Raw genomic sequence first — 22,755 nt, 5'->3', positions numbered from 1 at the left:
TCCCGGAGCGCGGCGGCCGGGGCGACACCGTAGGGAGGCGGGGTGTCGCGGAGGTGAACACGCGGGGCGGCCCGCCCTGCTCAGTGCGCCATCGGCAGCGGCGCGTCCGACTCGGCCGGGCGGCGGACGAAGAACGCGGCGACGATCGCAACGGTCGCGATGGAGGCGCCCCACAGGAAAGCGGAGTGGATCCCCCCGGCGTACGAGGCCGCCTGGTCGGCGCCACCCTGCGCGAGTTCCGCCGAGCGGATCGAGAGGACGGTGACGAACAGCGCCGTTCCCGCCGCCCCGCCCAGCTGCTGCACCGTACCGATGATCGCGCTGCCGTGCGAGTAGAGCGAGGGGCGGACCGAGCCGAGTCCGGCCGTGAACAGCGGCGTGAAGACGAAGGCCAGCCCGAGGCTCAGGGTCACATGCAGCGAGAGCACGAACCAGGGCGACGAGTCCGCCGCGAGCAGGGTGTACCCCCAGAGCGCGCCGGCGACCACGATCGATCCGGGCACGAGCAGTACCCGCGGGCCGAAGCGGTCGTACCCGCGGCCGACGAACGGCGCGAGCAGACCCATGAGCAGCCCGCCCGGGAGCAGCAGCAGCCCGGTCTCGAGCGGCGTGAGCCCCAGCACGTTCTGCGTGTAGAGGGGCAGCAGGATCAGCGTGCCGAACAGCGCCGACATGCTCACGGCCATCATCGCGATCACGATGGTGAAGTTCGTGGAGGAGAAGGTGCGCAGATCGAGCAGGGCGCGGTCGGTGCGCTGAAGGAGCAGCTGGCGCGCGATGAAGCCCGCGAGGCCCAGCCCCGCGACGACGAAGGGGATCCACGGCGCGAGGACCGCGGCTCCGCCCTCGCCCAGGCTCGACAGGCCGTAGACCAGACCGCCGAAGCCGAACACCGAGAGGACCACCGAGAGCGAGTCGATCGGGATCGAGCGCGGCTCCGTGACGTTCTCGACCTTGCGCAGGCCCAGCAGCAGCGCGCCGATCGCGATCGGCAGCACGATCCAGAACATCCAGCGCCAGCCGAGGAAGTTGAGGATGACACCCGAGATCGTGGGCCCGACGGCCGGCGCCACGGAGATCACGATCGAGATGTTGCCCATCATCCGGCCGCGGATCGCCGGCGGCACCAGCGTCATCACGGTCGTCATCAGCAGCGGCATCATGATCGCCGTGCCGCCGGCCTGCACCACGCGGGCCGCGAGGAGGACGGCGAAGGTCGGTGCGAGCGCGGCGCTGAGCGTGCCGAGGCTGAACAGGACCATCGCGGCGGCGAAGAGCGTGCGGGTGTGCAGCCGCTGGATCAGGTATCCGGTGATCGGGATGACGACGGCCATCGTCAGCATGAACGCGGTCGAGAGCCACTGGCCGACGTGCGCCTCGACGCCGAAGTCGCGCATGAGGTCCGGCAGTGCCACGCTCATGATCGTCTCGTTGAGGATCACGACGAACGCCGAGACCAGCAGGAGGCTGATAACCAGGCGGCTGCGCGGCTCGAGGGTCGTGGCGGCGGCGGGCGCGGCGGGCCGTGTCGCGGGAAGGGTGCTGCGCTCGGTCACAGGGGTTCTCCGGTCGTCGGGGGGATCGGCGTGAGGGGCGCATCGACGGCTCGATTCGCGGTCGCGGATGCGGGGTACGGACGGGAGAACAGTGCCGGACACCTCCGACATTCCCGATCGGCGAGGATCCGCTGCGAAAGGACTCAGGCGAGGACTGCGGCGAACGCGGAGGAGGCGGCCTGCGCCTCCTGAAGCGTGGCGCCCTCGCCGAAGCTGAACCGCACGGCTGTCTGGGCGAGCTCGGGGGCGAGCCCCAGGGCGAGCAGCGCAGGCGAAGGCTCGTCGCGCCCGGCCGCGCAGGCCGAGCCGCTGGAGACCACCACGCCGCGCTCCTCCAGCGCGAGGAGGGTCGACTCACCGCTGCGTCCGGGCACGGCGAACGCGGCGATCGAGGGGAGTCGGTGCGTCGCAGAGCCCAGCGGAACGGCGCGCGGCGCGAGGGTGGCGACCTGCTGGTCGAAGGCGTCGCGCACCGCAGCGACCCGGGTGGCGCGCGCCGGATCGAGCAGGCGCACGGCGGTGCCGAGCGCGACCGCGAAGGCGACGTTCTCGGTACCCGAGCGCCGCTGGCGCTCCTGGCCGCCGCCGTGCAGCAGCGGCTCGAACGGCAGGCGGCTGCGCAGCAGCAGCGCCCCGACGCCCTTGGGCGCCCCGAGCTTGTGCCCCGAGACCGAGATCGCGTCGGCGCCCCAGCCCGCCACGTCCAGCCAGCCCGCTGCCTGCACGGCGTCCACGTGCAGCGGCACGCCCCGCGAGCGGCAGAGCGCCGCGATCGCCGGCACGTCCTGCACCGTCCCGATCTCGTTGCTCGCGGCGAGGATCGACACCAGCGCGGTGTCCGGTCGGATCAGCGCGGCGAGTGCCTCGAGATCGAGCAGACCGGAACCGTCGACGGGAGCCACCGACACCGTGAATCCGTGCAGCCGCCGCAGGTGGTCGGCCGACTCGACGCTCGCCTCGTGCTCCAGCGCCGAGAGCACCAGGTGTCGGCCGCGCGGCGCTCCGAGTGCGAGACCCTTGATCGCCGTATTGATCGACTCCGTGCCGCCCGAGGTGAAGAGCGTCTCGGAGGCGCGCCCGCCCAGGAACCGGGCCACCTGCCCGCGCGCCGCCTCCAGCGCGCGGGCAGCGGCGTCGCCGAGCGCATGGCTGCTAGACGGGTTGCCGTACTCGGCAGTCAGGAACGGCCACATGGCCTCCAGCACCTCACGGCGCACCGGCGAGGTCGCCGCATGATCGAGGTAGATCACTCGACCCCGATGTCCAGGCCGAGGTCGAGCGAGCGGACGCTGTGGGTCAGCGCGCCGACCGAGATCACGTCGACCCCCGCCTGGGCGATCGCGCGCACGGTCGAGAGGTCGACGCCTCCGCTGGCCTCGACCACGGCGCGCCCGTCGATGAGCGCGACGCCCTGCCGCAGGAGCTCGGGCGTGAAGTTGTCGAGCATGATCGTGTCCGCCCCACCGGCCAGTGCGGGCTCGATCTGGTCGAGCCGGTCGACCTCGACCTCGAGGTGCGCGGTGTGCGGGATCGAGGCGCGCGCCGCCCGCAGCGCGGTGGTCAGGTCGATCCCGCGGGCGGCGAGCACCGCGAGGTGGTTGTCCTTCGCGAGGACCGCATCCGAGAGCGAGAAGCGGTGATTGCGGCCGCCTCCGCTGCGCACCGCGTGCCGCTCCAGCGCGCGCAGGCCCGGCGTGGTCTTGCGGGTGTCGACGATGCGGGCACGCGTCCCCTCGACGGCGGCGACGTACTGCGCCGTCAGGGTGGCGATGCCGCTCATCCGCTGCACCAGGTTGAGCGCGACCCGCTCGCCGCGGAGCACTCCTGCAGCCGGGCCCTCGATGCTCGCCAGGGACTGCCCGGCCTCGAAGGCCGCGCCGTCCTCGACGAGCACCGAGCAGTGGATCCGGGAGTCGGCCTGCCGCATCGTGCCGACGAGCACGGCGCCGCCGCTGAAGACGCCCGGCTCGCGGGCGATGAGGGCAGCGTTCGCCGTGGCGTCCAGCGGGATCAGGGTGTCGGAGGTGAGGTCGCCCCAGGGCGCGTCCTCGTCGAGGGCGAGGGTGACGACGCGGTCGATGCTCTGGCGGGTCAGCACGGGAGGGCCGCCTCTCTGGTGGGGGCGGCGGTGCTCGCCGTCGCGGGGGAGTCGGTGCGGTAGTGGGCGCCGACGGAGTCGGTGCGCTTGAGCGCCGCGTCGATCAGTGCGAGGGCGCAGGCCAGCAGGTTCGCGTCCTCGAGGGTCCGCAGCTCCAGCGGGGCGGGCGAGGCGGAGGCGACGAGGGCGTCGCGCGCGGCCTCGAGGCCCGCCGCGTCCCGGGCCAGGCCGGCTCCCGCCCACATCGCGTCCTGCAGGGCGGTGCGCTCCAGCGCCACAGGGACGAGGGCGGTCGAGGGGGCGACTGGAGCGCCGACAGAGGGAAGGGAGTCGAGAGCGGCCGCCGCGCGACGGGCGAACACGACGCCCTCGAGCAGGCTGTTCGAGGCCAGGCGGTTCGCGCCGTGGACGCCGGTGCGGGCGACTTCGCCGACCGCGAGCAGTCCGGGGAGGCTCGTGTGCCCGTCGAGGTCGGTGGCGATGCCGCCCATCCAGTAGTGCGCAGCCGGAGTCACGGGCAGGAGGTCATCGGCGAGGGAGAGCCCGTTCGCGCGGCAGACGGCCGAGATCGTCGGGAATCTCCGGGCTAGCACCTCGCGGTCGATACCCCGCGCGTCCAGGTGCACGGGCAGTCCGCCCTGGAGTCGCATCCGCTCAGCGATCGCCCGCGCCACGATGTCGCGAGGCGCCAGCTCCGCCTCGGGGTGCACGCCGACCAGGAACCGCTCGCCCGCCGCGTCGCGGAGCACCGCGCCCTCACCGCGCACCGCCTCCGAGACGAGGAACCCGCCCGGCAGGGCGAGCGTGGTGGGATGGAACTGGTAGAACTCCAGATCCGCCGTCGCCGCTCCGGCCCGCAGTGCCGCGGCGAGCCCGTCGCCGGTCGCCACGGTGGGGTTGGTGGTGTGCCGGTACAGCTGACCAGCGCCCCCGGTCGCCAGCACCACCGCATCGGCGGCCAGGCGCTCGGGCACCCCGTCGTGCAGGACGTCGACGCCCCTGATGGAGCCGCCCTCCCGCACCAGGTCGACCAGGGCGGTGTGCTCGCGCAGCTCGACGCCCGCCCTGCGCACCGCCGTGACCAGCGCCGCCTCGATCGCCGCACCCGTCGCGTCGCCACCCGCGTGCAGAATCCGCGGCCGCGAGTGCGCGCCCTCGAGCCCGCGCGCCGTCTCGCCACCCTCGCGATCGAAGTCGACACCCCACTCCTGCAGCGCCGCGACCGCCGCCGGCCCCTCGGCGCAGAGCACCTCGACCGCCGAGCGCACAGCCACCCCCGCTCCGGCCGAGAGCGTGTCCTGCACGTGCAGCGCCACGGAGTCGCCAGGCCCGGTGACCGCGGCGATCCCGCCCTGCGCGGCGCGGGTCGACGACTCCGCGAGCGTGCCCTTGGTGATGAGCAGCACCTCGTGGAGGCGGCAGGCCGTCAGGGCGGTGACCAGTCCGGCGATCCCGCTGCCGACGACGATGACGCGCGCCATGTCAGCGTGCCGGTCCGACGGGCGGCACCGCCGCGAGCATCCGCTCGAGCGCCACCCGCGCCTCAGCCTGCACCGACTCGGCGACCTCGATGCGGTTGAGCACGGTCCCGGCGACCAGGCCCTCCAGCACCCAGGCGAGGTAGCCCGGGTGGATGCGGTACATGGTCGAGCACGGGCAGACCACGTCGTCGAGGCAGAAGATGGTGTGCTGCGGGTACTGCGCGGCAAGGCGCTGAACCAGGTTGATCTCGGTGCCGATCGCGAAGGTCGAACCCGCGGGCGCCGCCTGGATCGCCTTCACGATGTAGTCGGTCGAGCCGTACTCGTCGGCCGCGTCCACGACCGCCATCGGGCACTCCGGGTGCACGATCACGCGCACGCCCGGGTGCTCGGTGCGCGCCTTCGCGATCTGGGCGGTCGTGAAGCGCTTGTGCACCGAGCAGAAGCCGTGCCAGAGGATCACCTGCGCGTCCAGGAGCGTCGCCGTGTCGGAGCCGCCCTGCGGCTTCCGCGGGTTCCACATCGGCATCCGCTCCAGCGGCACGCCCATCGCCTTCGCGGTGTTGCGGCCGAGGTGCTGGTCGGGGAAGAACAGCACCCGCTGCCCGCGTGCGAACGCGTCCTCGAGTACGGTCGCCGCGTTCGAGGAGGTGCAGACCACGCCGCCGTTGCGCCCGCAGAACGCCTTCAGTGCGGCGGAGGAGTTCATGTACGTCACCGGGACGAGCGGCACGCGGCCGTCCGCGTCCGGCTCGCTGCCGTAGAGCTCGGTCAGCTCGGCCCAGGCGTCCTCGACGGAGTCGATGTCGGCCATGTCGGCCATCGAGCAGCCGGCCGCAAGGTTCGGCAGGATCACGGCCTGCTGCGGCCCCGAGAGAATGTCGGCCGTCTCCGCCATGAAGTGCACTCCGCAGAAGACGATCGCCTCCGCGGTCGGTCGGCTGGTCGCCGCCTTCGCCAGCTGGAACGAGTCGCCCACGTAGTCGGCGTACTGCACCACTTCATCCCGCTGGTAGAAGTGGCCGAGCACGACCACCCGCTCGCCGAGAGTCTCCTTGGCGGCCAGGATGCGGTGGTGCAGCTCGTCGGCGCTCGCGGTCTGGTACTCCTCGGGCAGGCGGCCCTGAACCGGTGCGTCCGCGGGAATCGGGTCGGCCTGGGAGGCGCCGGGGCCGTAGGCGGGCAGGCCGAGGTCGAACGACCAGGGGGCCTCCGCGAGCTCGGGTGCGCAGGTGGCGCCGGGCGCGGATCCGCCCTCGATGAGCCGGATGGTGCTGTCGACGGATGTCACGGTGTTCTCCTCGTGAGGCGTGAGGCGTGCGGTGAGGCGGGCGGCGGGCTCAGACGGGCAGCGGGCCGTTGTCGACGAGCGCGGCCGACTCGTCGTAGCGGTACAGGCGCGGAGGGCGGTGACGGGTACCCGTCAGCCGCTGCCCGGTCGGCACCACGGTTCCGGAGCTCTCGATGGTGCGGCGGAAGTTGGCCGGGTCGAGCGGCTTCTGCAGGACGGCCTCGTGGACCTCGCGCAGCTGGGACAGGGTGAAGGTGTCGCCGAGGAAGGCGTGCGCGATGCGGGAGTACTCCATCTTGTTGCGCAGGCGCCAGAGGGCGTAGTCGATGATCAGGCCGTGGTCGAAGGCGAGGTCGAGCGGGAGGTCGGTGCAGAGCCAGGTGACGTTCTCTCCCACGATCGCCTCATCAGCCTCGGCGGAGCGCACGAGCGCCCAGTAGACGATCGACACGACGCGGTCCTCGCCCGGGGAGCGATCGGTGCCGCCCACGGCGTAAAGCTGCTCAAGGTAGCGCGGAGCGAGGCCCGTGGTCTCGTGGAGGGTGCGGCGGGCGGATTCGGCGAGGTCCTCGTCGGGATGCAGCGGTCCGCCGGGCAGGGCCCAGAGCCCCTCGAACGGCTCGCGGATGCGGCGGACGACGGGGATCCAGACAGTGCTCGCGCCGGTCTCGGGGTGTGGTCGCAGGGCGAAGATCACCGTCGAGACCGCGAGGTGCACATCCGGCATTCGAAGCTCCCAACTAAGAGTCGCTTTGACTCTAAGTGCTGAAGCAACCTTAGTGTCATCACCACCTGAACACCAAGCGCGGCCCGCGACACGCCGAGCGAGACCGGCCCCGCCCGCTAGGCTGACCGCACAACCGAATACCGGGCCGCAATACCCGACGCGGGAGAGCCGACTCCGGTCGGCACCGAAGGAGCAAGCCTCCCCGCCAATCTCTCAGGTCTTGTACCGCGTCGAACTGGCCACTCTGGAAAGCGATCCGCTTGGATCCGCCGACGGTGAAAGCGAAGGACCCCTCCGGTCGGCGCGAATCTCTCAGGCACCACGACAGAGGGGGAGTTCCCACGGCACTGCTGTGCTCTGCCGCATCGGCGGCGCGAGTCCAGCACTGCGACGAATTGGAGAACTCATGTCCGAGACCCCGGCGACCAGCCCCGACGTTCGCTACTCGCCCCTGCACGAGGTGCACGTCGCCGCCGGCGCGTCCTTCACCGACTTCGCAGGATGGCAGATGCCGGTCCGCTACTCCGGTGACCTCGCCGAGCACCACGCCGTGCGGACCGCCGCCGGACTGTTCGACCTCTCGCACATGGCCGAGATCCTCCTCGTCGGCCCCGAGGCGGTCGATGCCCTGGATTACGCCCTCGCGAGCGACCTCTCGGCCGTCGGCGTCGGCCGGGCGAAGTACACCCTCCTCCTGGAGCGCACCGGCGGAGTGATCGACGACCTGGTCGTCTACCGCACGGGCGAAGACCGCTTCATGGTCGTCGCGAACGCGGCCAACCGGCACATCGTCGTCGAGACCCTGCGCGACCGCACCGCGATGTTCGAGTGCGAGCTGTTCGACGAGAGCGACGACGTCGCGCTGATCGCCCTGCAGGGCCCGCGCTCGCTCGAGATCCTGCAGAACGTCCAGGGCCTGGCCGTCGAGACGGAGCGGGAAGCGGAGTCGGTGCTCGACACTGACGACGCCGCGCGCCTGCTCGCCGAGTTGCGCTACTACCGCGCCGTGCCCGCGAGCTTCGAGGCGCATCCGATCCTGATCGCGCGCACCGGCTACACCGGCGAGGACGGCTTCGAGATCTACGTCGCTCCGGAGACCGCCCCCGCCCTCTGGCAGGCCCTCGCCGAGACCGGCGCCGGAGCGGGACTTGTCCCCGCCGGCCTCGCCGCCCGCGACACCCTCCGGCTCGAGGCGGGCATGCCGCTCTACGGCCACGAACTCTCCCGCGACGTCTTCCCCGCGCAGGCCGGCCTCGGCCGCGTCGTCGCGCTCGGCAAGCCGATCGACTTCGTCGGCCGCGCCGCGAGCGAGGAGGGGCCCCCCGGCGAGGCACCCGTGCTCGTCGGGCTCGTCGGCGAGGGCCGCCGGGCCGCCCGCGCCGACTACTCCGTCTTCTCCGGCGACGACGAGGTCGGAGTGGTCACCAGCGGCGTGCTCTCGCCGACCCTCGGCGTGCCGATCGCGATGGCCTACGTCGCCCCCTCCTCCGCGCAGCCCGGGACGGCGCTCGCCGTCGACATCCGCGGCACGCGCCTCGCGATGACCGTCACCGAGCTCCCCTTCTATTCGAGAAAGAAGAACTGACATGGCCGTACCCTTCGAGCTGCAGTACACCTCCGATCACGAGTGGATCCGCGTCGACGGAGACAGTGCGACCGTCGGCATCACCGCCTACGCCGCGGACAAGCTGGGCGACGTCGTCTTCGTCGAGCTCCCCGAGGCGGGCTCCCGCGTCGAGGGCGGCAGTGTCGTCGGCGAGATCGAGTCGACGAAGTCGGTGGGCGAGCTGTTCGCGCCCGTCGACGGCGAGGTCCTCCAGGCCAACACGGCCGTCGTCGACAGCCCCGAACTCGTCAACTCCGACCCGTTCGGCGAGGGCTGGCTGATCCAGGTCCGCTTCGACGCTCTGCCGGACGGCCTCCTCGACGCCGCCGCCTACACCGAGCTGGTCGGCGAGTAGATGGCGGCCACCAGGACCCCCGGCGCCTTCGAGTCCCGCCACATCGGGACCGACGCCGACGCCCAGCGCACGATGCTCGCGGCCCTCGGCTACGACTGCGTCGAGGAACTCGTCACCGCGGCCGTCCCCGAGTCCATCCAGGTTGCCGGGTCGATCCCGGTCCACGACCTCGCTCGGGTGCTGCCCGCTCCGGCCACCGAGACGGAGGCGCTCGCCGAGCTGCGCGCCCTCGCGGCGCGGAACACGGTGCGTCGCCCGATGATCGGCCTCGGCTACTACGGCACGCACACCCCCGCCGTGATCAAGCGGAACGTGCTCGAGAACCCCAGCTGGTACACGGCCTATACGCCCTACCAGCCCGAGATCTCGCAGGGGCGCCTGGAGGCGCTGATCACCTTCCAGACGATGGTCTCCGACCTCACCGGCCTCGACACCGCGGGCGCGTCGATGCTCGATGAGGGCACCGCGGTCGTCGAGGCCATGCTGCTCGCCCGCCGCGCCTCGAAGGCGCGCACCGACGTCTTCGTCGTCGACTCCGACGCCCTCCCGCAGACACTCGCGCTGCTGCGCGGGCGAGCGGAGGCGGTCGGTATCCGCATCGTCGAGCTGCCGCTCTCGCGCACCGCTGCGGAGGAGGTGCCGGAGTCCTTCGGCGCCCTCGTGCAGTACCCGGGCGCCTCCGGGCACCTGTGGGACCCGTCGGCCGTGCTCGCCGCGGTCAAGGCTCACGGTGGCCTGGCCGTCGTCGCGGCCGACCTGCTCGCGCTCACCCTCGTCCGTTCGCCGGGCGAACTCGGCGCCGACGTCGCCGTCGGCACCACGCAGCGCTTCGGTGTGCCGCTGGGCTTCGGCGGGCCGCACGCGGGCTACCTCGCCGTTCGCACGGGGCTCGAGCGCCAGCTGCCCGGACGCCTCGTCGGCGTCAGCCAGGACGCGGACGGCCACCCCGCCTACCGCCTATCCCTGCAGGCCCGTGAGCAGCACATCCGCCGCGAGAAGGCGACCTCTAACATCTGCACCGCGCAAGTCCTGCTCGCCGTGATGGCGGCGATGTACGCGGTCTATCACGGGCCCGACGGACTCGCCGCCATCGCAGAGCGCGTGCACGGCCGGGCCGCGCTCCTCGCGCGCCTCCTCCTCGATCGCGGCCACTCCCTCCGGCACGCCGACTTCTTCGACACCGTCGCGGTCGTCGTGCCGGGAGGCGCGGAGGCGGCGGTCGCCCGCGCCCGCGAGGCCGGGTTCGACGTGCGGCTGGTCGACGCCGACACCGTCTCAGTGTCGCTCGACGAGACGGTCACCGACCTCGAGGTGATCGCCGTCGCGACCGCTATCGGGCAGCTGGACTCGTCCTTCGGCTTCATCGGCGGCTCGGCGCGGAGCATCCCCGCCGCACTCGACCGGCGGACGCCCTTCCTCGTGCACCCCGTCTTCAGCAGCCACCGCAGCGAGACGTCGATGATGCGCTACCTCAAGCGCCTCGCCGACTCCGACTACGCCCTCGACCGCGGCATGATCCCGCTCGGCTCCTGCACCATGAAGCTCAACGCCGCCACCGAGATGGAGGCGGTCAGCTGGCCCGAGTTCGCGAACCTGCACCCGTTCGCTCCCGAGGCCGACGTGCAGGGCTCGCTCGCGCTGATCGACCAGCTGGAGGGGTGGCTGGCCCACCTCACCGGTTACGACTCGGTGTCGCTCCAGCCCAACGCCGGCTCGCAGGGGGAGCTCGCCGGGCTCCTGGCGATCCGCGGCTGGCACCGCTCGAACGGCGACGTCGATCGCACGGTCTGCCTGATCCCCTCCAGCGCACACGGCACCAACGCCGCCAGCGCGGTCCTCGCGGGCATGCGGGTGGTCGTGGTGGCCTGCGACGAGCTCGGCAACGTCGACCTCGACGATCTGCGCGCGAAGATCGCCGAGCACGCGGGCTCTCTCGCCGCGCTGATGATCACCTACCCGTCCACCCACGGCGTCTACGAGCACGAGGTCGCCGAGATCTGTCGCCTGGTCCACGAGGCCGGCGGCCAGGTCTACGTGGACGGCGCGAACCTCAACGCCCTCCTCGGCTTCGCCCGTTTCGGCGACTTCGGCGGCGACGTCTCGCACCTCAACCTGCACAAGACCTTCTGCATCCCGCACGGCGGAGGCGGCCCCGGGGTTGGCCCCGTTGCCGCGAAGGCGCACCTCGCCCCGTTCCTGCCCGGGCACCCGCTCGCGCAGCGGCTCGAGCACGGCGTTGGGCAGCAGGGCGAGCGGATCGTGCACGGCGGCGCCCCGGTGTCGGCGGCGCCCTACGGCAGCCCCGGCATCCTGCCGATCTCCTGGGCTTACGCCCGGATGATGGGCGAGGAGGGACTGCGGGCCGCGACCGGCGCCGCCGTTCTCTCAGCGAACTACGTGGCCGCGCGCCTCCGCGAGCACTACCCGGTCCTCTATACGGGCGAGAACGGCCTGGTCGCGCACGAGTGCATCCTCGACATCCGCCCGCTGACGGCGGCGACCGGAGTGAGCGTGGACGATATCGCCAAGCGCCTCGTCGACTACGGCTTCCACGCGCCGACCATGAGTTTCCCGGTCGCGGGGACCCTGATGGTCGAGCCGACCGAGAGCGAGGACCTCGCCGAGATCGACCGCTTCATCGACGCGATGATCGGGATCAGGGCGGAGGCCGACCGCGTCGGCGCAGGGGAGTGGCCGGTGGACGACAACCCGCTGCGCGGCGCCCCGCACACCGCCGAGTGCCTAGTGGCCGAGGAGTGGACGCATCCGTATACCCGCGAGGAGGCCGTCTACCCGGTCCGCTCGCTCGTGCGCGGCAAGTACTGGCCGCCGGTCCGCCGGATTGACCAGGCCTACGGCGACCGCAACCTCGTCTGCGCCTGCCCGCCGATCGAGGCCTTCGCCTGATTCGCCTGCACAACGAAGGCTGAGAGTTCTGATCCGCCGCCGGGAGGCGGCTGACGAGGTCTCAGCCTTCGTTGTGAGGGGGCTGCGTCGAGTCCTCCGTCGAGGAGTGGTCGCCGAGCGTCCCTCCACAGTCGACGGATGACGTCCGCTGTCCACAGACGCCGGACGATAGGCCCCGACGCGGTCGCCCGCCGGTCATCGTTGCCGGATGGAGAGACTTCTCGCCGTTCTCGCCGAGCTGGGCGGCTTCGCCTCCGCGGCTCAGCTCGCCGCAGCCGGCTGCACGCGCCACCACCTGCTGAGCGCCGTTCGCACCGGTGCGGTGCTCCGAGTCCGCCGCGGGTGGTTCGCGCTGCCCGGTGCGCCGGAGGCCGAAATCGCTGCCGTCGCCGCGGGCGGTGTGCTCACCTGCGCCTCGGCGCTCGTGGCGGCAGGGCTGTGGGTGCTCGCGGAGGGGCCGCTCCACGTCGCCGTGCCGCCGAACGCGACAGCGCGCCCGCGACCGGGGGTGCTGCTCCACTGGCGGCGCTGGCCCGGGTGCGGCACCGGGACGGCGTCGGTCGACGGCATTCGCTCGTCCGTCCTGCACGTTCTGACCTGCCTCCCCGCTGAGGAGGCGGTCATGGCCCTCGACTCCGCGGTGAACTCCGGCGTGATCGCCTACTCGGATCTCCTCGATCTGCGCGGCATCGCTCCGGTCGGCAAGCGCGCCCTGTTCGATCTCGTCGAACCGCTGTGCCAGTCCGGGCTGGAGACGAGGATCCGCCTCGCCGCCGTTCGGATCGGAGCCCCTGTCCGCGCGCAGGTCCACGTCCCCGGAGTCGGGCGGCTGGACAACCTGATCGGGGACCGGCTGTGCGTGGAGACCGACGGGCGCCGGTTCCACGCCGGCTCGGTGCAGCTCGAGGAGGACTACCGGCGCGGCCTCGCCCTCCACGCCAGGGGGTTCGTCGTCGTGCGTCTGTCTGCGCGCCAGGTGCTCCACGAGTGGCCGGCGACCGAGGCGGTCCTCGCGTCGATGGTCCGGCAGGGAGTCCACCGCTGGGGCACGAGGACTCGCCCACTCCTGCACAACGAAGGCCGGGAGCGCTGATGAGCCCGAGAACCCCTCGCTCCGCGTGCTCAGCCTTCGTTCTGTCGGGACGGAGGCGCGAACAGCTCGGGCCAGAGCGCCACCGCCAGTGGGTACCCGACGAACGAGACGGTGTCGATGATCGAGTGGGCGATCACCAGCGGCAGCGTCCGCCCGAAGCGCTGGTAGAACAGTCCGAACACCACGCCCATGATCACGTTCCCGATGAACGGGCCGATGCCCTGGTAGAGGTGGTAACTGCCCCGCAGCAGCGCGCTGGTCATCAGGATCCGCCACCGCCCCCAGCCCAGGTCGCCGAGTCGGGCGTAGAGGTAGCCGATCACGATCACCTCCTCCTGCACCCCTGCCCGGATCGCCGAGAGCACGAGCACCGGAACCGTGTACCACCGCCAGTCGTCCGGCGCCGCGCTGACCGCCACCGTGATGCCCAGCGCTCGCCCGAGCACGTAGAGCCCGATGCCCGGCGCGCCGATCGCCACCGCCAGGATCGTCCCGGTTCCCAGATCGGAGAGCGGACGGCGCAGGTCGAGCCCCAGGCGCCCGAACGGACGGCCCGTGCCCTGCCAGAGCAGGAACGCGCACAGGGCGACGGGGACGAGATCGAAGAAGATCGCGAGGAGGTGGTAGATGAGATCGAAGCTCGGACGGTCGCTGAGCGCGCCGTTGATTGTCGCCGTCTGATCGCCGAGGGCCGTGGGGCGGGTCAGCCGATTCGTGATCGACACGATCGAATACACCGCGGAGGCGCCGAGCGAGAGCCCGAGCACGAGCACGATCTCGACATAATGTCGACAAAAAGGCCATCGAGACCCTGACAAGTCGGTGGACACTTCGTGCGACTCCTCTGGGTTCGATGTGTTGCGCGGTACCCGGCTTTCGCGCACGTTTCGTGCAGACCGACGCAAGGATTCCACCTCCCTGTTACCGCTGTGTAACGGTTGCCACCTGCTTTTGTGCAGATAGCGCATGAATACATAGTCTCGATCACGGCATTCGCGCGACGGCCACCAGTCTCGTGCGCCGCCGCCGTCGCCACGCGCACGGCACTCCACGCGTCAGGGAAACCACTTCTCGCGCGCCCCCACATCACTGGAGGAATTAGTGAATATCAGACGTTACGGATTCGGGGCTCTGGCGCTCGTCGCCGCGAGCACGCTGGTCCTGGCCGGCTGCAGCAGCTCGGGCGACTCCGGCGGGGGTGCATCGGGAGGCGACGCCGCCGCGATCATCTCCACCAACGGCTCCGAGCCCCAGAACCCGCTGGTCCCGACGAACACCAACGAGGTGGGCGGCGGCAAGATCCTCGACGAGATCTTCGCGGGCCTGGTCTACTACGACGCCAAGGGTGCGCCCGAGAACGACGTCGCTGAGTCCATCGAGTCCAGCGACGCGCAGAACTACACGATCACGATCAAGTCGGGACTGACCTTCACCAACGGCGATCCGGTCACCGCCAGCTCGTTCGTGGACGCCTGGAACTACGGCGCCAAGCTCTCGAACAACCAGATCAGCTCCTCGTTCTTCTCGAACATCGAGGGCTTCAGCGACACCGAGGACAGTGAGCTGACCGGTCTGAAGGTCGTCGACGACACCTCCTTCACGGTCGCGCTCAAGGCGCCGCAGTCCGACTTCCCGATCAGCCTCGGCTACTCGGCGTACTACCCCCTGCCGGCCGCAGCCTTCACTGACATGGCCGCTTTCGGCGAGAACCCGATCGGCAACGGACCGTACAAGCTGGCCGGTGACAACGCCTGGCAGCACGACGTCCAGATCGAGCTGGCCAAGAACGAGGACTACACCGGCCCCCGCGAGGCGCAGAACGGCGGGCTGAAGATCGTCTTCTACGCCACGCAGGACGCCTCCTACGCCGACCTTCTCGGCGGCAACGTCGACGTGATCGACCAGATCCCGGACTCGGCCTTCGGCACCTTCGAGAGCGACCTCGGCGACCGCGCCGTGAACCAGCCCTCGGCCGTGTTCCAGTCCTTCACCATCCCCAGCCGTCTCCCGCACTTCGACGGCGAGGAGGGCAAGCTCCGCCGCCAGGCCATCTCGATGGCCTTCGACCGCAAGGAGATCACCGACGTGATCTTCGAGGGCACCCGCACCCCGGCCTCCGACTTCACCTCCCCGGTGATCGACGGCTACAGCGACGCCCTCTCCGGCGCCGACGTGCTCTCGTACAACCCCGACGAGGCCAAGGCGCTGTGGGCGCAGGCCGACGCCATCAGCCCCTGGGACGGCACCTTCAAGATCGCGTACAACGCTGACGGCGGCCACCAGGGCTGGGTCGACGCGGTGACCAACTCGGTCAAGAACACGCTGGGTATCGACGCCGAGGGCGACGCGTACCCGACCTTCGCCGAGGCGCGGACCAAGATCGTCGACCGCTCGATCGAGACCGCGTTCCGCACCGGATGGCAGGCCGACTACCCGAGCCTGAACAACTTCCTCGGCCCGCTGTACGTGACCGGCGGCTCCTCGAACGACGGTGACTACTCGAACCCCGAGTTCGACTCCCTCGTTCAGCAGGGCCTGTCGGACGCCGACGCCAGTGCTGCGAACGCGACGTTCCAGCAGGCGCAGGAGATCCTGCTGCAGGATCTCCCCTCGCTGCCCCTGTGGTATGCGAACGTGACCGGCGGCTACGGCGAGGGTGTGTCGAATGTCGAGTTCGGCTGGAACTCGGTGCCGCTCTACTACGAGATCACCAAGAACTAAGCTCGAACCACTGGGGCGCTTCGCCCGTGCTGTCGGCCGCCCGGTCGCGGCACGGGCGAAGCGCCCTGTTTCGGTCACAATCGAATGAGGTCCCCATCCATGCGACTCCGGAACCGGCTGGGCTGACATGCTCGCCTACATCGTCCGACGCATCCTGCAAGCCGTCCCCGTGCTCATCGGCACCACGTTCCTCATCTACTTCATGGTCTTCTCCATGCCGGGGAACCCGCTCCTGTCGCTTTTCGGCGATAAGACGCCGAGCCCCGCGCTCCTGGCCCGCCTCGAGGAGCAGTACCACCTGAACGAGCCCTTCTTCGTGCAGTACCTGTACTACCTGGGAGGCGTCGTCCGCGGCGACTTCGGCATCTCGTTCTCCGGCCAGTCCGTCAACGAGATCCTCGCCCGCACCTTCCCGGTCACTCTGACGCTGGCGATGATGGCGATCATCATCGAGATCGTCGTCGCGCTGTCCATCGGCCTCATCAGCGGTCTGCGCAAGGGCAGTTTCTTCGACGCGAGCGCGCTGGTGGTCAGCCTTCTGCTCGTCTCGGTGCCGATCTTCGTGCTCTGCTTCATCGCGCAGTCGTTCTTCGCGATCCAGCTGGGGTGGTTCCCTCCGACCGTCGGAGCCGACGCGTCGTTCCAGAGGCTGCTACTGCCCGCGATCGTGCTGGCCCTCTTCGTGGTCGCCTCGGCCATCCGCCTCACGCGCGGCTCGGTCATCGAAACGGCCGGCTCGGACTTCGTGCGCACGGCGTACAGCAAGGGGCTCTCGCGACGCCGCGTCATCCCCGTGCACGTCCTGCGCAATTCGCTCATTCCGGTCACGACGCAGTTCGGGGCCGACTTCGGCCTCCTGATCGTCGGCGCGACTGTGACCGAGGGCATCTTCAACGTTCCCGGAGTCGGGAACACGCTCTACCAGGCGATCATCCGAGGGGAGCGACCGACCGTCGTCTCCTTCGTCACGGTCATGGTGCTGTTCTACCTCGTGGTGAACATCCTCGTCGACCTGCTCTACGCCGTACTCGACCCGAGGATCCGCTATGCCACATGAGTTCACCGGCGGCGCGCAGAAGCCCCGCCGCATCGACCACGTCGTGGCACCGCTCGAGGAGACGCCGATCGCGTCGATCGACGCGGTCAGCCTCGACGAGAAGCCCAGCAACCTCTGGACCGACGCGTGGCGGGATCTCCGCACGCGCCCGATGTTCTGGATCTCCGGGGTCCTGATCCTCGTCGTGATCGCGGTTGCGCTCTTCCCCGGCCTGTTCACGTCGGTGGACCCGCGGCAGTGCGCGCTCTCGTTCAGCAACCAGGGCCCGGGTGACGGCAGCCTGCTCGGCTACACCAAGCAGGGCTGCGACGTGTTCTCGCGGATCATTCACGGCACGTCGACCTCGCTGACGGTGGGGCTCATCGTGATCGTGATCACGACGGTCTCCGGAGTCATCGGCGGCGCCCTCGCCGGCTTCTTCGGCGGCTGGGTCGACACCGTCATCATGCGCCTGGGCGACATCTTCTTCTCGATCCCCTACATCCTCGCCGCGGTCGTCATCATGTCCGTCTTCTCGGCCTACCGGAACGTCTTCGTCATCGCCCTGGCGATCGGCGCGTTCGCGTGGCCGACGACGGCGCGCGTCCTGCGCTCCGAGGTCCTGCGCGTGAAGCAGTCCGACTTCGTCGGTGCCGCGACCGCGACCGGCCTCTCGCGCATGGCGATCCTGTTCCGGCACGTGCTGCCGAATTCGATCGCCCCCGTCATCGTCGTCACGACGATCTCGCTCGGCGCGGCGATCACCGCGGAGGCGACGCTGTCGTTCCTCGGCGTCGGCCTGCCCGGCTCGGTCATGTCGTGGGGCAACGACATCAGCCAGGCCCAGCGCGACCTGCGCACCAACCCGCAGACGCTGATCTATCCGTCGGTCGCCCTGACGGTGACGGTGCTGAGCTTCATCCTCCTCGGCGAGTCGCTCCGCGACGCGCTCGACCCGAAGGCGAGGGCCCTCCGATGACCGCGACGACACCGAACGCTCCGCAGGGGCACCTGCTCGAGGTCACCGATCTCGAGGTCGGCTTCCAGACCGGCAGCGGCCTGGTCCCCGCCCTGCGCGGCGTGAGCCTCACGATCGAGCACGGCCAGACCGTCGCGATCGTGGGGGAGTCGGGCTCCGGCAAGTCGACGACCGCCGCCGCGATCATCGGCCTGCTCCCCGGCACCGGCCGGGTTACCGCCGGCTCCGTGCTGTTCGACGGCAAGGACCTCGCCACGGCGACGAGGACCGAGCTGGAGGACATCCGCGGCCGACGCATCGGCTACGTGCCGCAGGACCCGATGTCCAACCTCAACCCGGTGTGGTCGGTCGGCTTCCAGGTGGAGGAGACCATCAAGGCCAACGGCCTCGCGAGCGGCCGCAAGGAGGTACGCGCCAAGGCGATCGAGGTCCTGCAGAACGCCGGTCTCGCGGACGCCGAGAAGCGACTCAAGCAGTTCCCGCACCAGTTCTCCGGAGGCATGCGCCAGCGCGTGCTGATCGGCATCGGCCTGGCCGCGGCTCCGCAGCTGCTGATCGCGGACGAGCCCACCTCGGCGCTCGACGTCACGGTCCAGCGCCGCATCCTCGACCACCTCGAGACGCTGACGAAGACCGACGGCACCGCTCTGCTCTTCATCACGCACGACCTGGGTCTGGCCGCCGAGCGGGCCGAGAAGCTCATCGTCATGTACAAGGGCCGCATCGTCGAGTCCGGCGCCTCGGTGGAGGTACTGCAGAACCCGCAGCACCCCTACACGCAGCGCCTGATCGCGGCGGCGCCGAGCCTCGCGTCGCGCCGGATCCAGTCGACGGCCGGTCGGGCCGTGGAGTCGGTGCGCGGCGAGTCCGAGGCCGTCCGCGAGGTCGACCTGGTCGGCGCGGGTGCCGCGCACCACGCCGGCGCGGTCGCTTCGGGCGCCCCGATGATCGAGGTCGACGGCCTCACCAAGGTCTTCAAGATCCGCCGCGGCGGGCTGAAGGCCGAGGACTTCACGGCCGTCGACTCCGTGTCGTTCTCGATCCCGAAGGGCACCACCACGGCGCTCGTCGGCGAGTCCGGCTCGGGTAAGTCGACCATCGCGCGCCTCGTTCTGGGGCTTGAGACGGCCACGTCGGGAGCGATCTCGATCGCCGGACGCCGAACCGAGAAGCTCAAGGGCCGCGAGATGCTGGCACTGCGCCGCTCGATGCAGCCCGTGTTCCAGGATCCGTACGGCTCGCTCGACCCGCTGCACAACATCGGCAACACCATCTCGGAGCCGCTGCGGGTGCACAAGGTCGGGGACCGGACGTCGCAGCGCGAGCGGGTCCTCGAGCTGCTCGATCAGGTGTCCCTGCCGCGGGTGATCGCGAGCCGGTACCCGAACGAGCTCTCCGGCGGCCAGCGCCAGCGGGTCGCGATCGCTCGTGCGCTGGCGCTCAAGCCCGAGATCGTGGTGCTGGACGAGGCGGTGTCGGCCCTGGACGTCCTCGTCCAGGCGCAGATCCTGCGTCTTCTCGCCGATCTCCAGGCGGAGCTCGGGCTCACCTACCTGTTCATCACGCACGACCTGGCGGTGGTCCGCGTGATCGCCGACGACGTCTGCGTGATGCAGAAGGGCCGGATCGTCGAGCACGCCCCAACGGATACCGTGTTCGACTCCCCGCAGCAGGAGTACACCCGTGAGCTGCTCGACGCCATCCCGGGCGCGGGCATCGAGTTCGCGGTCTGATCGACGGATCCACGGGCCCCGGCCCCGCAAGGAACGCCCTGCACAGGGCTGTCCGGAGTGGGGATCCGGGGCCCTTCGCCGTGCGGACGCCTCGCTGCGGTACGATGGATGGTCCCCTTTTTGCACGAGAACACGAGACGAGTCCGTATCCATGGCAAGTGCCACCCGCTCCGACCTGCGTAACGTCGCGATCGTCGCCCACGTCGACCACGGCAAGACCACGCTGGTCGACGCCATGCTCAAGCAGACGAACTCCTTCGACGCGCACGCCCACGTCGATGAGCGCGCGATGGACTCGAACGAGCTCGAGCGCGAGAAGGGCATCACGATCCTCGCGAAGAACACCGCTGTCTCATACAGCGGCAAGCACGCGAGCGACGGCCCCATCACCATCAACGTCATCGACACCCCGGGTCACGCCGACTTCGGCGGTGAGGTCGAGCGCGGCCTGTCGATGGTCGACGGCGTCTGCCTCCTCGTCGACGCGTCGGAGGGCCCGCTGCCCCAGACCCGTTTCGTCCTGCGCAAGGCACTCGAGGCGAAGCTCCCCGTCATCCTCCTGGTCAACAAGACCGACCGCCCCGATGCGCGCATCGACGAGGTCGTCGCCGAGAGCCAGGACCTGCTCCTCGGCCTCGCCTCCGACCTTGCGGACGACGTGCCGGATCTCGACCTCGACGCGATCCTCGACGTCCCCGTCGTGTACGCCTCGGGCAAGGCCGGCCGCGCCTCGGCGAACAAGCCCGAGGACGGCTCGCTGCCCGACGCCGAAGACCTGGAGCCGCTGTTCGAGGCGATCCTCAAGCACATCCCGGCCCCGACCTACGACGACGATGCACCCCTTCAGGCGCACGTCACCAACCTCGACGCCTCGCCGTTCCTCGGTCGGCTCGCCCTCCTGCGCGTCTTCAACGGCACGATCAAGAAGGGCCAGACCGTCGCCTGGGTCCACCACGACGGCACCCACACGAACGCGCGCATCACCGAGCTGCTGATCACCAGGGCGCTCGATCGCTACCCCGCGGAGTCGGCCGGGCCCGGCGACATCGTCGCGATCGCGGGCTTCCCCGAGATCACGATCGGCGAGACCATCGCCGACCCCGAAGACATCCGCCCGCTGCCGGCCATCACGGTCGACGACCCGGCGATCTCGATGACGATCGGCACCAACACGTCACCGCTGGTCGGGAAGGTCAAGGGCCACAAGCTCACCGCGCGCATGGTCAAGGACCGTCTCGACCGCGAGTTGATCGGAAACGTGTCGCTCAAGATCGTCGACATCGGACGCCCGGACTCGTGGGAGGTCCAGGGCCGCGGGGAGCTCGCGCTGGCGATCCTCGTCGAGCAGATGCGCCGCGAGGGCTACGAGCTGACCGTGGGCAAGCCCCAGGTGGTGACCCGCCAGGTCGACGGCAAGACGCACGAGCCCTTCGAGCACCTCACGATCGATGCTCCGGAGGAGTACCTCGGCGCGATCACCCAGCTCCTCGCCGCCCGCAAGGGTCGGATGGACGGCATGTCGAACCACGGCACCGGCTGGGTGCGCATGGAGTTCATCGTCCCCTCGCGCGGGCTGATCGGCTTCCGCACCGAGTTCCTCACCACCACCCGCGGCACCGGCATCGCGAACGCGATCCTGCACGGGTACGAGCCGTGGGCGGGCGCGATCGTCACCCGTAACAACGGCTCGATCGTCGCGGACCGCAACGGCGTGGTAACCCCGTTCGCCATCATCGCGCTCCAGGAGCGGATGACCTTCTTCGTGAACCCCACGGAGGAGGTCTACGAGGGCATGGTGATCGGCGAGAACTCGCGTAACGACGACATGGACGTCAACATCACCAAGGAGAAGAAGCTGACGAACATGCGTCAGTCCACCTCCGACACTTTCGAGTCGATGACCCCGTCGCGCCAGTTGACGCTCGAGGAGTGCCTCGAGTTCGCCCGCGAGGACGAGTGCGTCGAGGTGACCCCCGAGGTCGTCCGCATTCGCAAGGTCGAGCTCGACGCCAACGCCCGCGCTCGAATGACGAGCCGCCTCAAGAAGCAGGGCTGAGCCCCGGGCGCTATGGCGCTCGCACACGACGAGACCGGCCGGAGCATCGCTCCGGCCGGTCTCGTCGTCTCCCCACCCGCGTAGCGCGGGGTCAGCCCGCCGGAGTGGGTGACGGAGTACCGGACTCCGCGTCGAGCGTCGAGGTGACGAAGGAGACGAACGCCGACGCGTCATCGGGCTTCCCCGTGTACTGCTTTCCGTTCACGAGCACGGTCGGAGTCGACGCGAGCTTCGCGAGTGACGAGTTGGCCACCGGTCGGGTCGTCGCCCGGTCGGTGGCGGCTTTCACCCACGGGCGGAACTCTCCGCTGGTCATGCAGGCGAGGACGTTGTCGTTCGTCGCTCCCGCCCCGACCACGAGCGTTCGCAGCGCGTCGTCGCTCAGGCCCGTCGTCCCCTCGGCCGGCTGCTGCGCGAACAGCGCTGCGTTCACGGCGAGGAAGTGGTCGGGATCCTCATCGGCAACGCAGGCCGCCGCGTTCGCCGCGCGACTGGAGTACTCCGAGCCGGCCGAGGACGAGTCGAGGATCGCGACCGGGTGGATCTCGAGCGTGATCGCGCCCTTCGTCAGCCAGGACTGCAACTGTTCGGCGTTCGTCTTCTCGAACTGACTGCAGTAGGGGCAGAGGTAATCGACGTAGAGGTCGACCGCCACCACTCCGCCCGCCCGGGTCGCACTCTCGTCGGTCGGCACGGGCGAGGCCTCCGGAGCGATCGCGGCCGTCGTCTTCACCGTCACGGCAGAGCCGTCGCCCGCGAGGACGATGCCGTCGCTGAGCATGTTGGCGGGGCCGGCGGTCGCGATCTCCTGCTGCGACCAGACGTTCCAGCACACCAGCGCGACCACGGCGAGCAGCCCGACCCCGAGGCCGCCGTAGCCGAGCAGACGATTCCGGCGCCGTCTGCGCCTCTCCGTCTCACGGCGCTCCCGCGCCTCGGCTCGGGCGAGCTCCTGGCGCTCGCGTTTGGTCAGACCGTTTCTCGCACTGTTCCCGGACATCGCCGCCGACGCTACGAGAGCGCGCTATGGGCCACCGAGGAGCGCGCCCGCTGACGCCTGGGACGGCGTGCGGATGCTCTCAGGATCGTCCGAAGAGGGGATTGTCCGAAGAGGGG

Annotated in this window: 17 protein-coding genes and 2 riboswitches; of the genes, 9 read left to right on the top strand and 8 right to left on the bottom strand. The window is 70.3% G+C overall.

Features of this window, described 5'->3' with window-relative positions:
- Positions 1-80: 80 nt before the first annotated feature.
- From A6122_RS09375 to A6122_RS09350, 6 genes are all read right to left on the bottom strand, one after another.
- Entirely contained in the window at positions 81-1,556 is a 1,476-nt protein-coding gene (locus A6122_RS09375) for a DHA2 family efflux MFS transporter permease subunit (RefSeq protein ID WP_068254180.1), read from the bottom strand.
- 143 nt (positions 1,557-1,699) lie between these two features.
- Positions 1,700-2,806, bottom strand: a complete 1,107-nt coding sequence (locus A6122_RS09370; RefSeq protein WP_068254178.1) for a cysteine desulfurase family protein — start codon at positions 2,804-2,806, stop codon at positions 1,700-1,702.
- Positions 2,803-3,654, bottom strand: a complete 852-nt coding sequence (gene nadC / locus A6122_RS09365) for a carboxylating nicotinate-nucleotide diphosphorylase (RefSeq protein WP_068254176.1) — start codon at positions 3,652-3,654, stop codon at positions 2,803-2,805. The genes A6122_RS09370 and nadC overlap by 4 nt, the downstream gene beginning before the upstream one ends.
- The gene (gene nadB, locus A6122_RS09360; RefSeq protein ID WP_068254173.1) at positions 3,648-5,135 is read right to left on the bottom strand and encodes an L-aspartate oxidase; all 1,488 of its coding nucleotides are present in this window, start codon (positions 5,133-5,135) and stop codon (positions 3,648-3,650) included. Before nadB ends, nadC begins: the two co-directional genes overlap by 7 nt.
- 1 nt (position 5,136) lies before the next feature.
- On the bottom strand, positions 5,137-6,426 hold the full coding sequence (gene nadA, locus A6122_RS09355) for a quinolinate synthase NadA (protein WP_068254170.1): 1,290 nt from the start codon (positions 6,424-6,426) through the stop codon (positions 5,137-5,139).
- 49 nt (positions 6,427-6,475) lie between these two features.
- A complete protein-coding gene (locus A6122_RS09350) occupies positions 6,476-7,153 on the bottom strand; it encodes an NUDIX hydrolase (RefSeq protein ID WP_068254167.1) in 678 nt (225 codons plus the stop codon).
- 150 nt (positions 7,154-7,303) lie between these two features.
- Positions 7,304-7,391, top strand: a riboswitch (glycine riboswitch).
- A gap of 1 nt (position 7,392) precedes the next feature.
- Positions 7,393-7,488, top strand: a riboswitch (glycine riboswitch).
- Positions 7,489-7,559: 71 nt separating this feature from the next.
- On the opposite strand from A6122_RS09350, the gene gcvT reads away from it, so the two are divergent.
- From gcvT to A6122_RS09330, 4 genes are all read left to right on the top strand, one after another.
- The gene (gene gcvT, locus A6122_RS09345) at positions 7,560-8,738 is read left to right on the top strand and encodes a glycine cleavage system aminomethyltransferase GcvT (protein ID WP_068254164.1); all 1,179 of its coding nucleotides are present in this window, start codon (positions 7,560-7,562) and stop codon (positions 8,736-8,738) included.
- A gap of 1 nt (position 8,739) precedes the next feature.
- Positions 8,740-9,114, top strand: a complete 375-nt coding sequence (gene gcvH / locus A6122_RS09340) for a glycine cleavage system protein GcvH (protein ID WP_068254161.1) — start codon at positions 8,740-8,742, stop codon at positions 9,112-9,114.
- Entirely contained in the window at positions 9,115-12,021 is a 2,907-nt protein-coding gene (gcvP, locus tag A6122_RS09335) for an aminomethyl-transferring glycine dehydrogenase (protein WP_068254158.1), read from the top strand.
- 208 nt (positions 12,022-12,229) lie between these two features.
- Complete coding sequence (locus A6122_RS09330) at positions 12,230-13,114, top strand: type IV toxin-antitoxin system AbiEi family antitoxin domain-containing protein (RefSeq protein ID WP_084415927.1); 885 nt, start codon at positions 12,230-12,232, stop codon at positions 13,112-13,114.
- A gap of 29 nt (positions 13,115-13,143) precedes the next feature.
- On the opposite strand, the gene A6122_RS09325 is transcribed toward A6122_RS09330, so the two are convergent.
- Entirely contained in the window at positions 13,144-13,887 is a 744-nt protein-coding gene (locus A6122_RS09325) for a CPBP family intramembrane glutamic endopeptidase (RefSeq protein ID WP_258061843.1), read from the bottom strand.
- Between the two features lie 328 nt (positions 13,888-14,215).
- Between A6122_RS09325 and A6122_RS09320 the strand changes: the two genes are divergently transcribed.
- From A6122_RS09320 to typA, 5 genes are all read left to right on the top strand, one after another.
- Entirely contained in the window at positions 14,216-15,835 is a 1,620-nt protein-coding gene (locus A6122_RS09320; RefSeq protein ID WP_068254155.1) for a peptide ABC transporter substrate-binding protein, read from the top strand.
- 127 nt (positions 15,836-15,962) lie between these two features.
- Positions 15,963-16,892 (top strand): ABC transporter permease, encoded by a 930-nt coding sequence (locus A6122_RS09315; RefSeq protein WP_068254152.1) that lies wholly within the window; start codon positions 15,963-15,965, stop codon positions 16,890-16,892.
- Complete coding sequence (locus A6122_RS09310) at positions 16,882-17,850, top strand: ABC transporter permease (RefSeq protein WP_068254149.1); 969 nt, start codon at positions 16,882-16,884, stop codon at positions 17,848-17,850. The genes A6122_RS09315 and A6122_RS09310 overlap by 11 nt, the downstream gene beginning before the upstream one ends.
- Positions 17,847-19,583 carry a dipeptide ABC transporter ATP-binding protein gene (locus tag A6122_RS09305; protein WP_068254148.1) on the top strand — a complete coding sequence of 579 codons (1,737 nt, stop codon included), beginning with the start codon at positions 17,847-17,849 and terminating at the stop codon, positions 19,581-19,583. The genes A6122_RS09310 and A6122_RS09305 overlap by 4 nt, the downstream gene beginning before the upstream one ends.
- Positions 19,584-19,734: 151 nt before the next feature.
- Positions 19,735-21,639: a translational GTPase TypA gene (typA, locus tag A6122_RS09300; protein ID WP_068254145.1), complete on the top strand. Its 1,905-nt coding sequence runs from the start codon at positions 19,735-19,737 to the stop codon at positions 21,637-21,639.
- Positions 21,640-21,730: 91 nt separating this feature from the next.
- On the opposite strand, the gene A6122_RS09295 is transcribed toward typA, so the two are convergent.
- On the bottom strand, positions 21,731-22,639 hold the full coding sequence (locus A6122_RS09295) for a DsbA family protein (protein WP_068254141.1): 909 nt from the start codon (positions 22,637-22,639) through the stop codon (positions 21,731-21,733).
- Positions 22,640-22,755: the final 116 nt, after the last annotated feature.

It is taken from the genome of Rathayibacter tritici, assembly GCF_001641005.1.
In the GTDB taxonomy this organism is placed as follows: Bacteria; Actinomycetota; Actinomycetes; order Actinomycetales; family Microbacteriaceae; genus Rathayibacter; species Rathayibacter tritici.
The sequence above is the reverse complement of the archived record's forward strand: the minus strand, read 5'-3'. Positions and strand labels throughout refer to the sequence as shown.

Coding starts and splice junctions, on each gene's coding strand:
- typA (WP_068254145.1), top strand. CDS start 19,735: ATGGCAAGTGCCACCCGCTCCGACCTGCGTAACGTCGCGATCGTCGCC.
- gcvP (WP_068254158.1), top strand. CDS start 9,115: ATGGCGGCCACCAGGACCCCCGGCGCCTTCGAGTCCCGCCACATCGGG.
- gcvT (WP_068254164.1), top strand. CDS start 7,560: ATGTCCGAGACCCCGGCGACCAGCCCCGACGTTCGCTACTCGCCCCTG.
- A6122_RS09330 (WP_084415927.1), top strand. CDS start 12,230: ATGGAGAGACTTCTCGCCGTTCTCGCCGAGCTGGGCGGCTTCGCCTCC.
- nadB (WP_068254173.1), bottom strand. CDS start 5,135: ATGGCGCGCGTCATCGTCGTCGGCAGCGGGATCGCCGGACTGGTCACC.
- gcvH (WP_068254161.1), top strand. CDS start 8,740: ATGGCCGTACCCTTCGAGCTGCAGTACACCTCCGATCACGAGTGGATC.
- A6122_RS09350 (WP_068254167.1), bottom strand. CDS start 7,153: ATGCCGGATGTGCACCTCGCGGTCTCGACGGTGATCTTCGCCCTGCGA.
- A6122_RS09310 (WP_068254149.1), top strand. CDS start 16,882: ATGCCACATGAGTTCACCGGCGGCGCGCAGAAGCCCCGCCGCATCGAC.
- A6122_RS09315 (WP_068254152.1), top strand. CDS start 15,963: ATGCTCGCCTACATCGTCCGACGCATCCTGCAAGCCGTCCCCGTGCTC.
- A6122_RS09295 (WP_068254141.1), bottom strand. CDS start 22,639: ATGTCCGGGAACAGTGCGAGAAACGGTCTGACCAAACGCGAGCGCCAG.
- A6122_RS09305 (WP_068254148.1), top strand. CDS start 17,847: ATGACCGCGACGACACCGAACGCTCCGCAGGGGCACCTGCTCGAGGTC.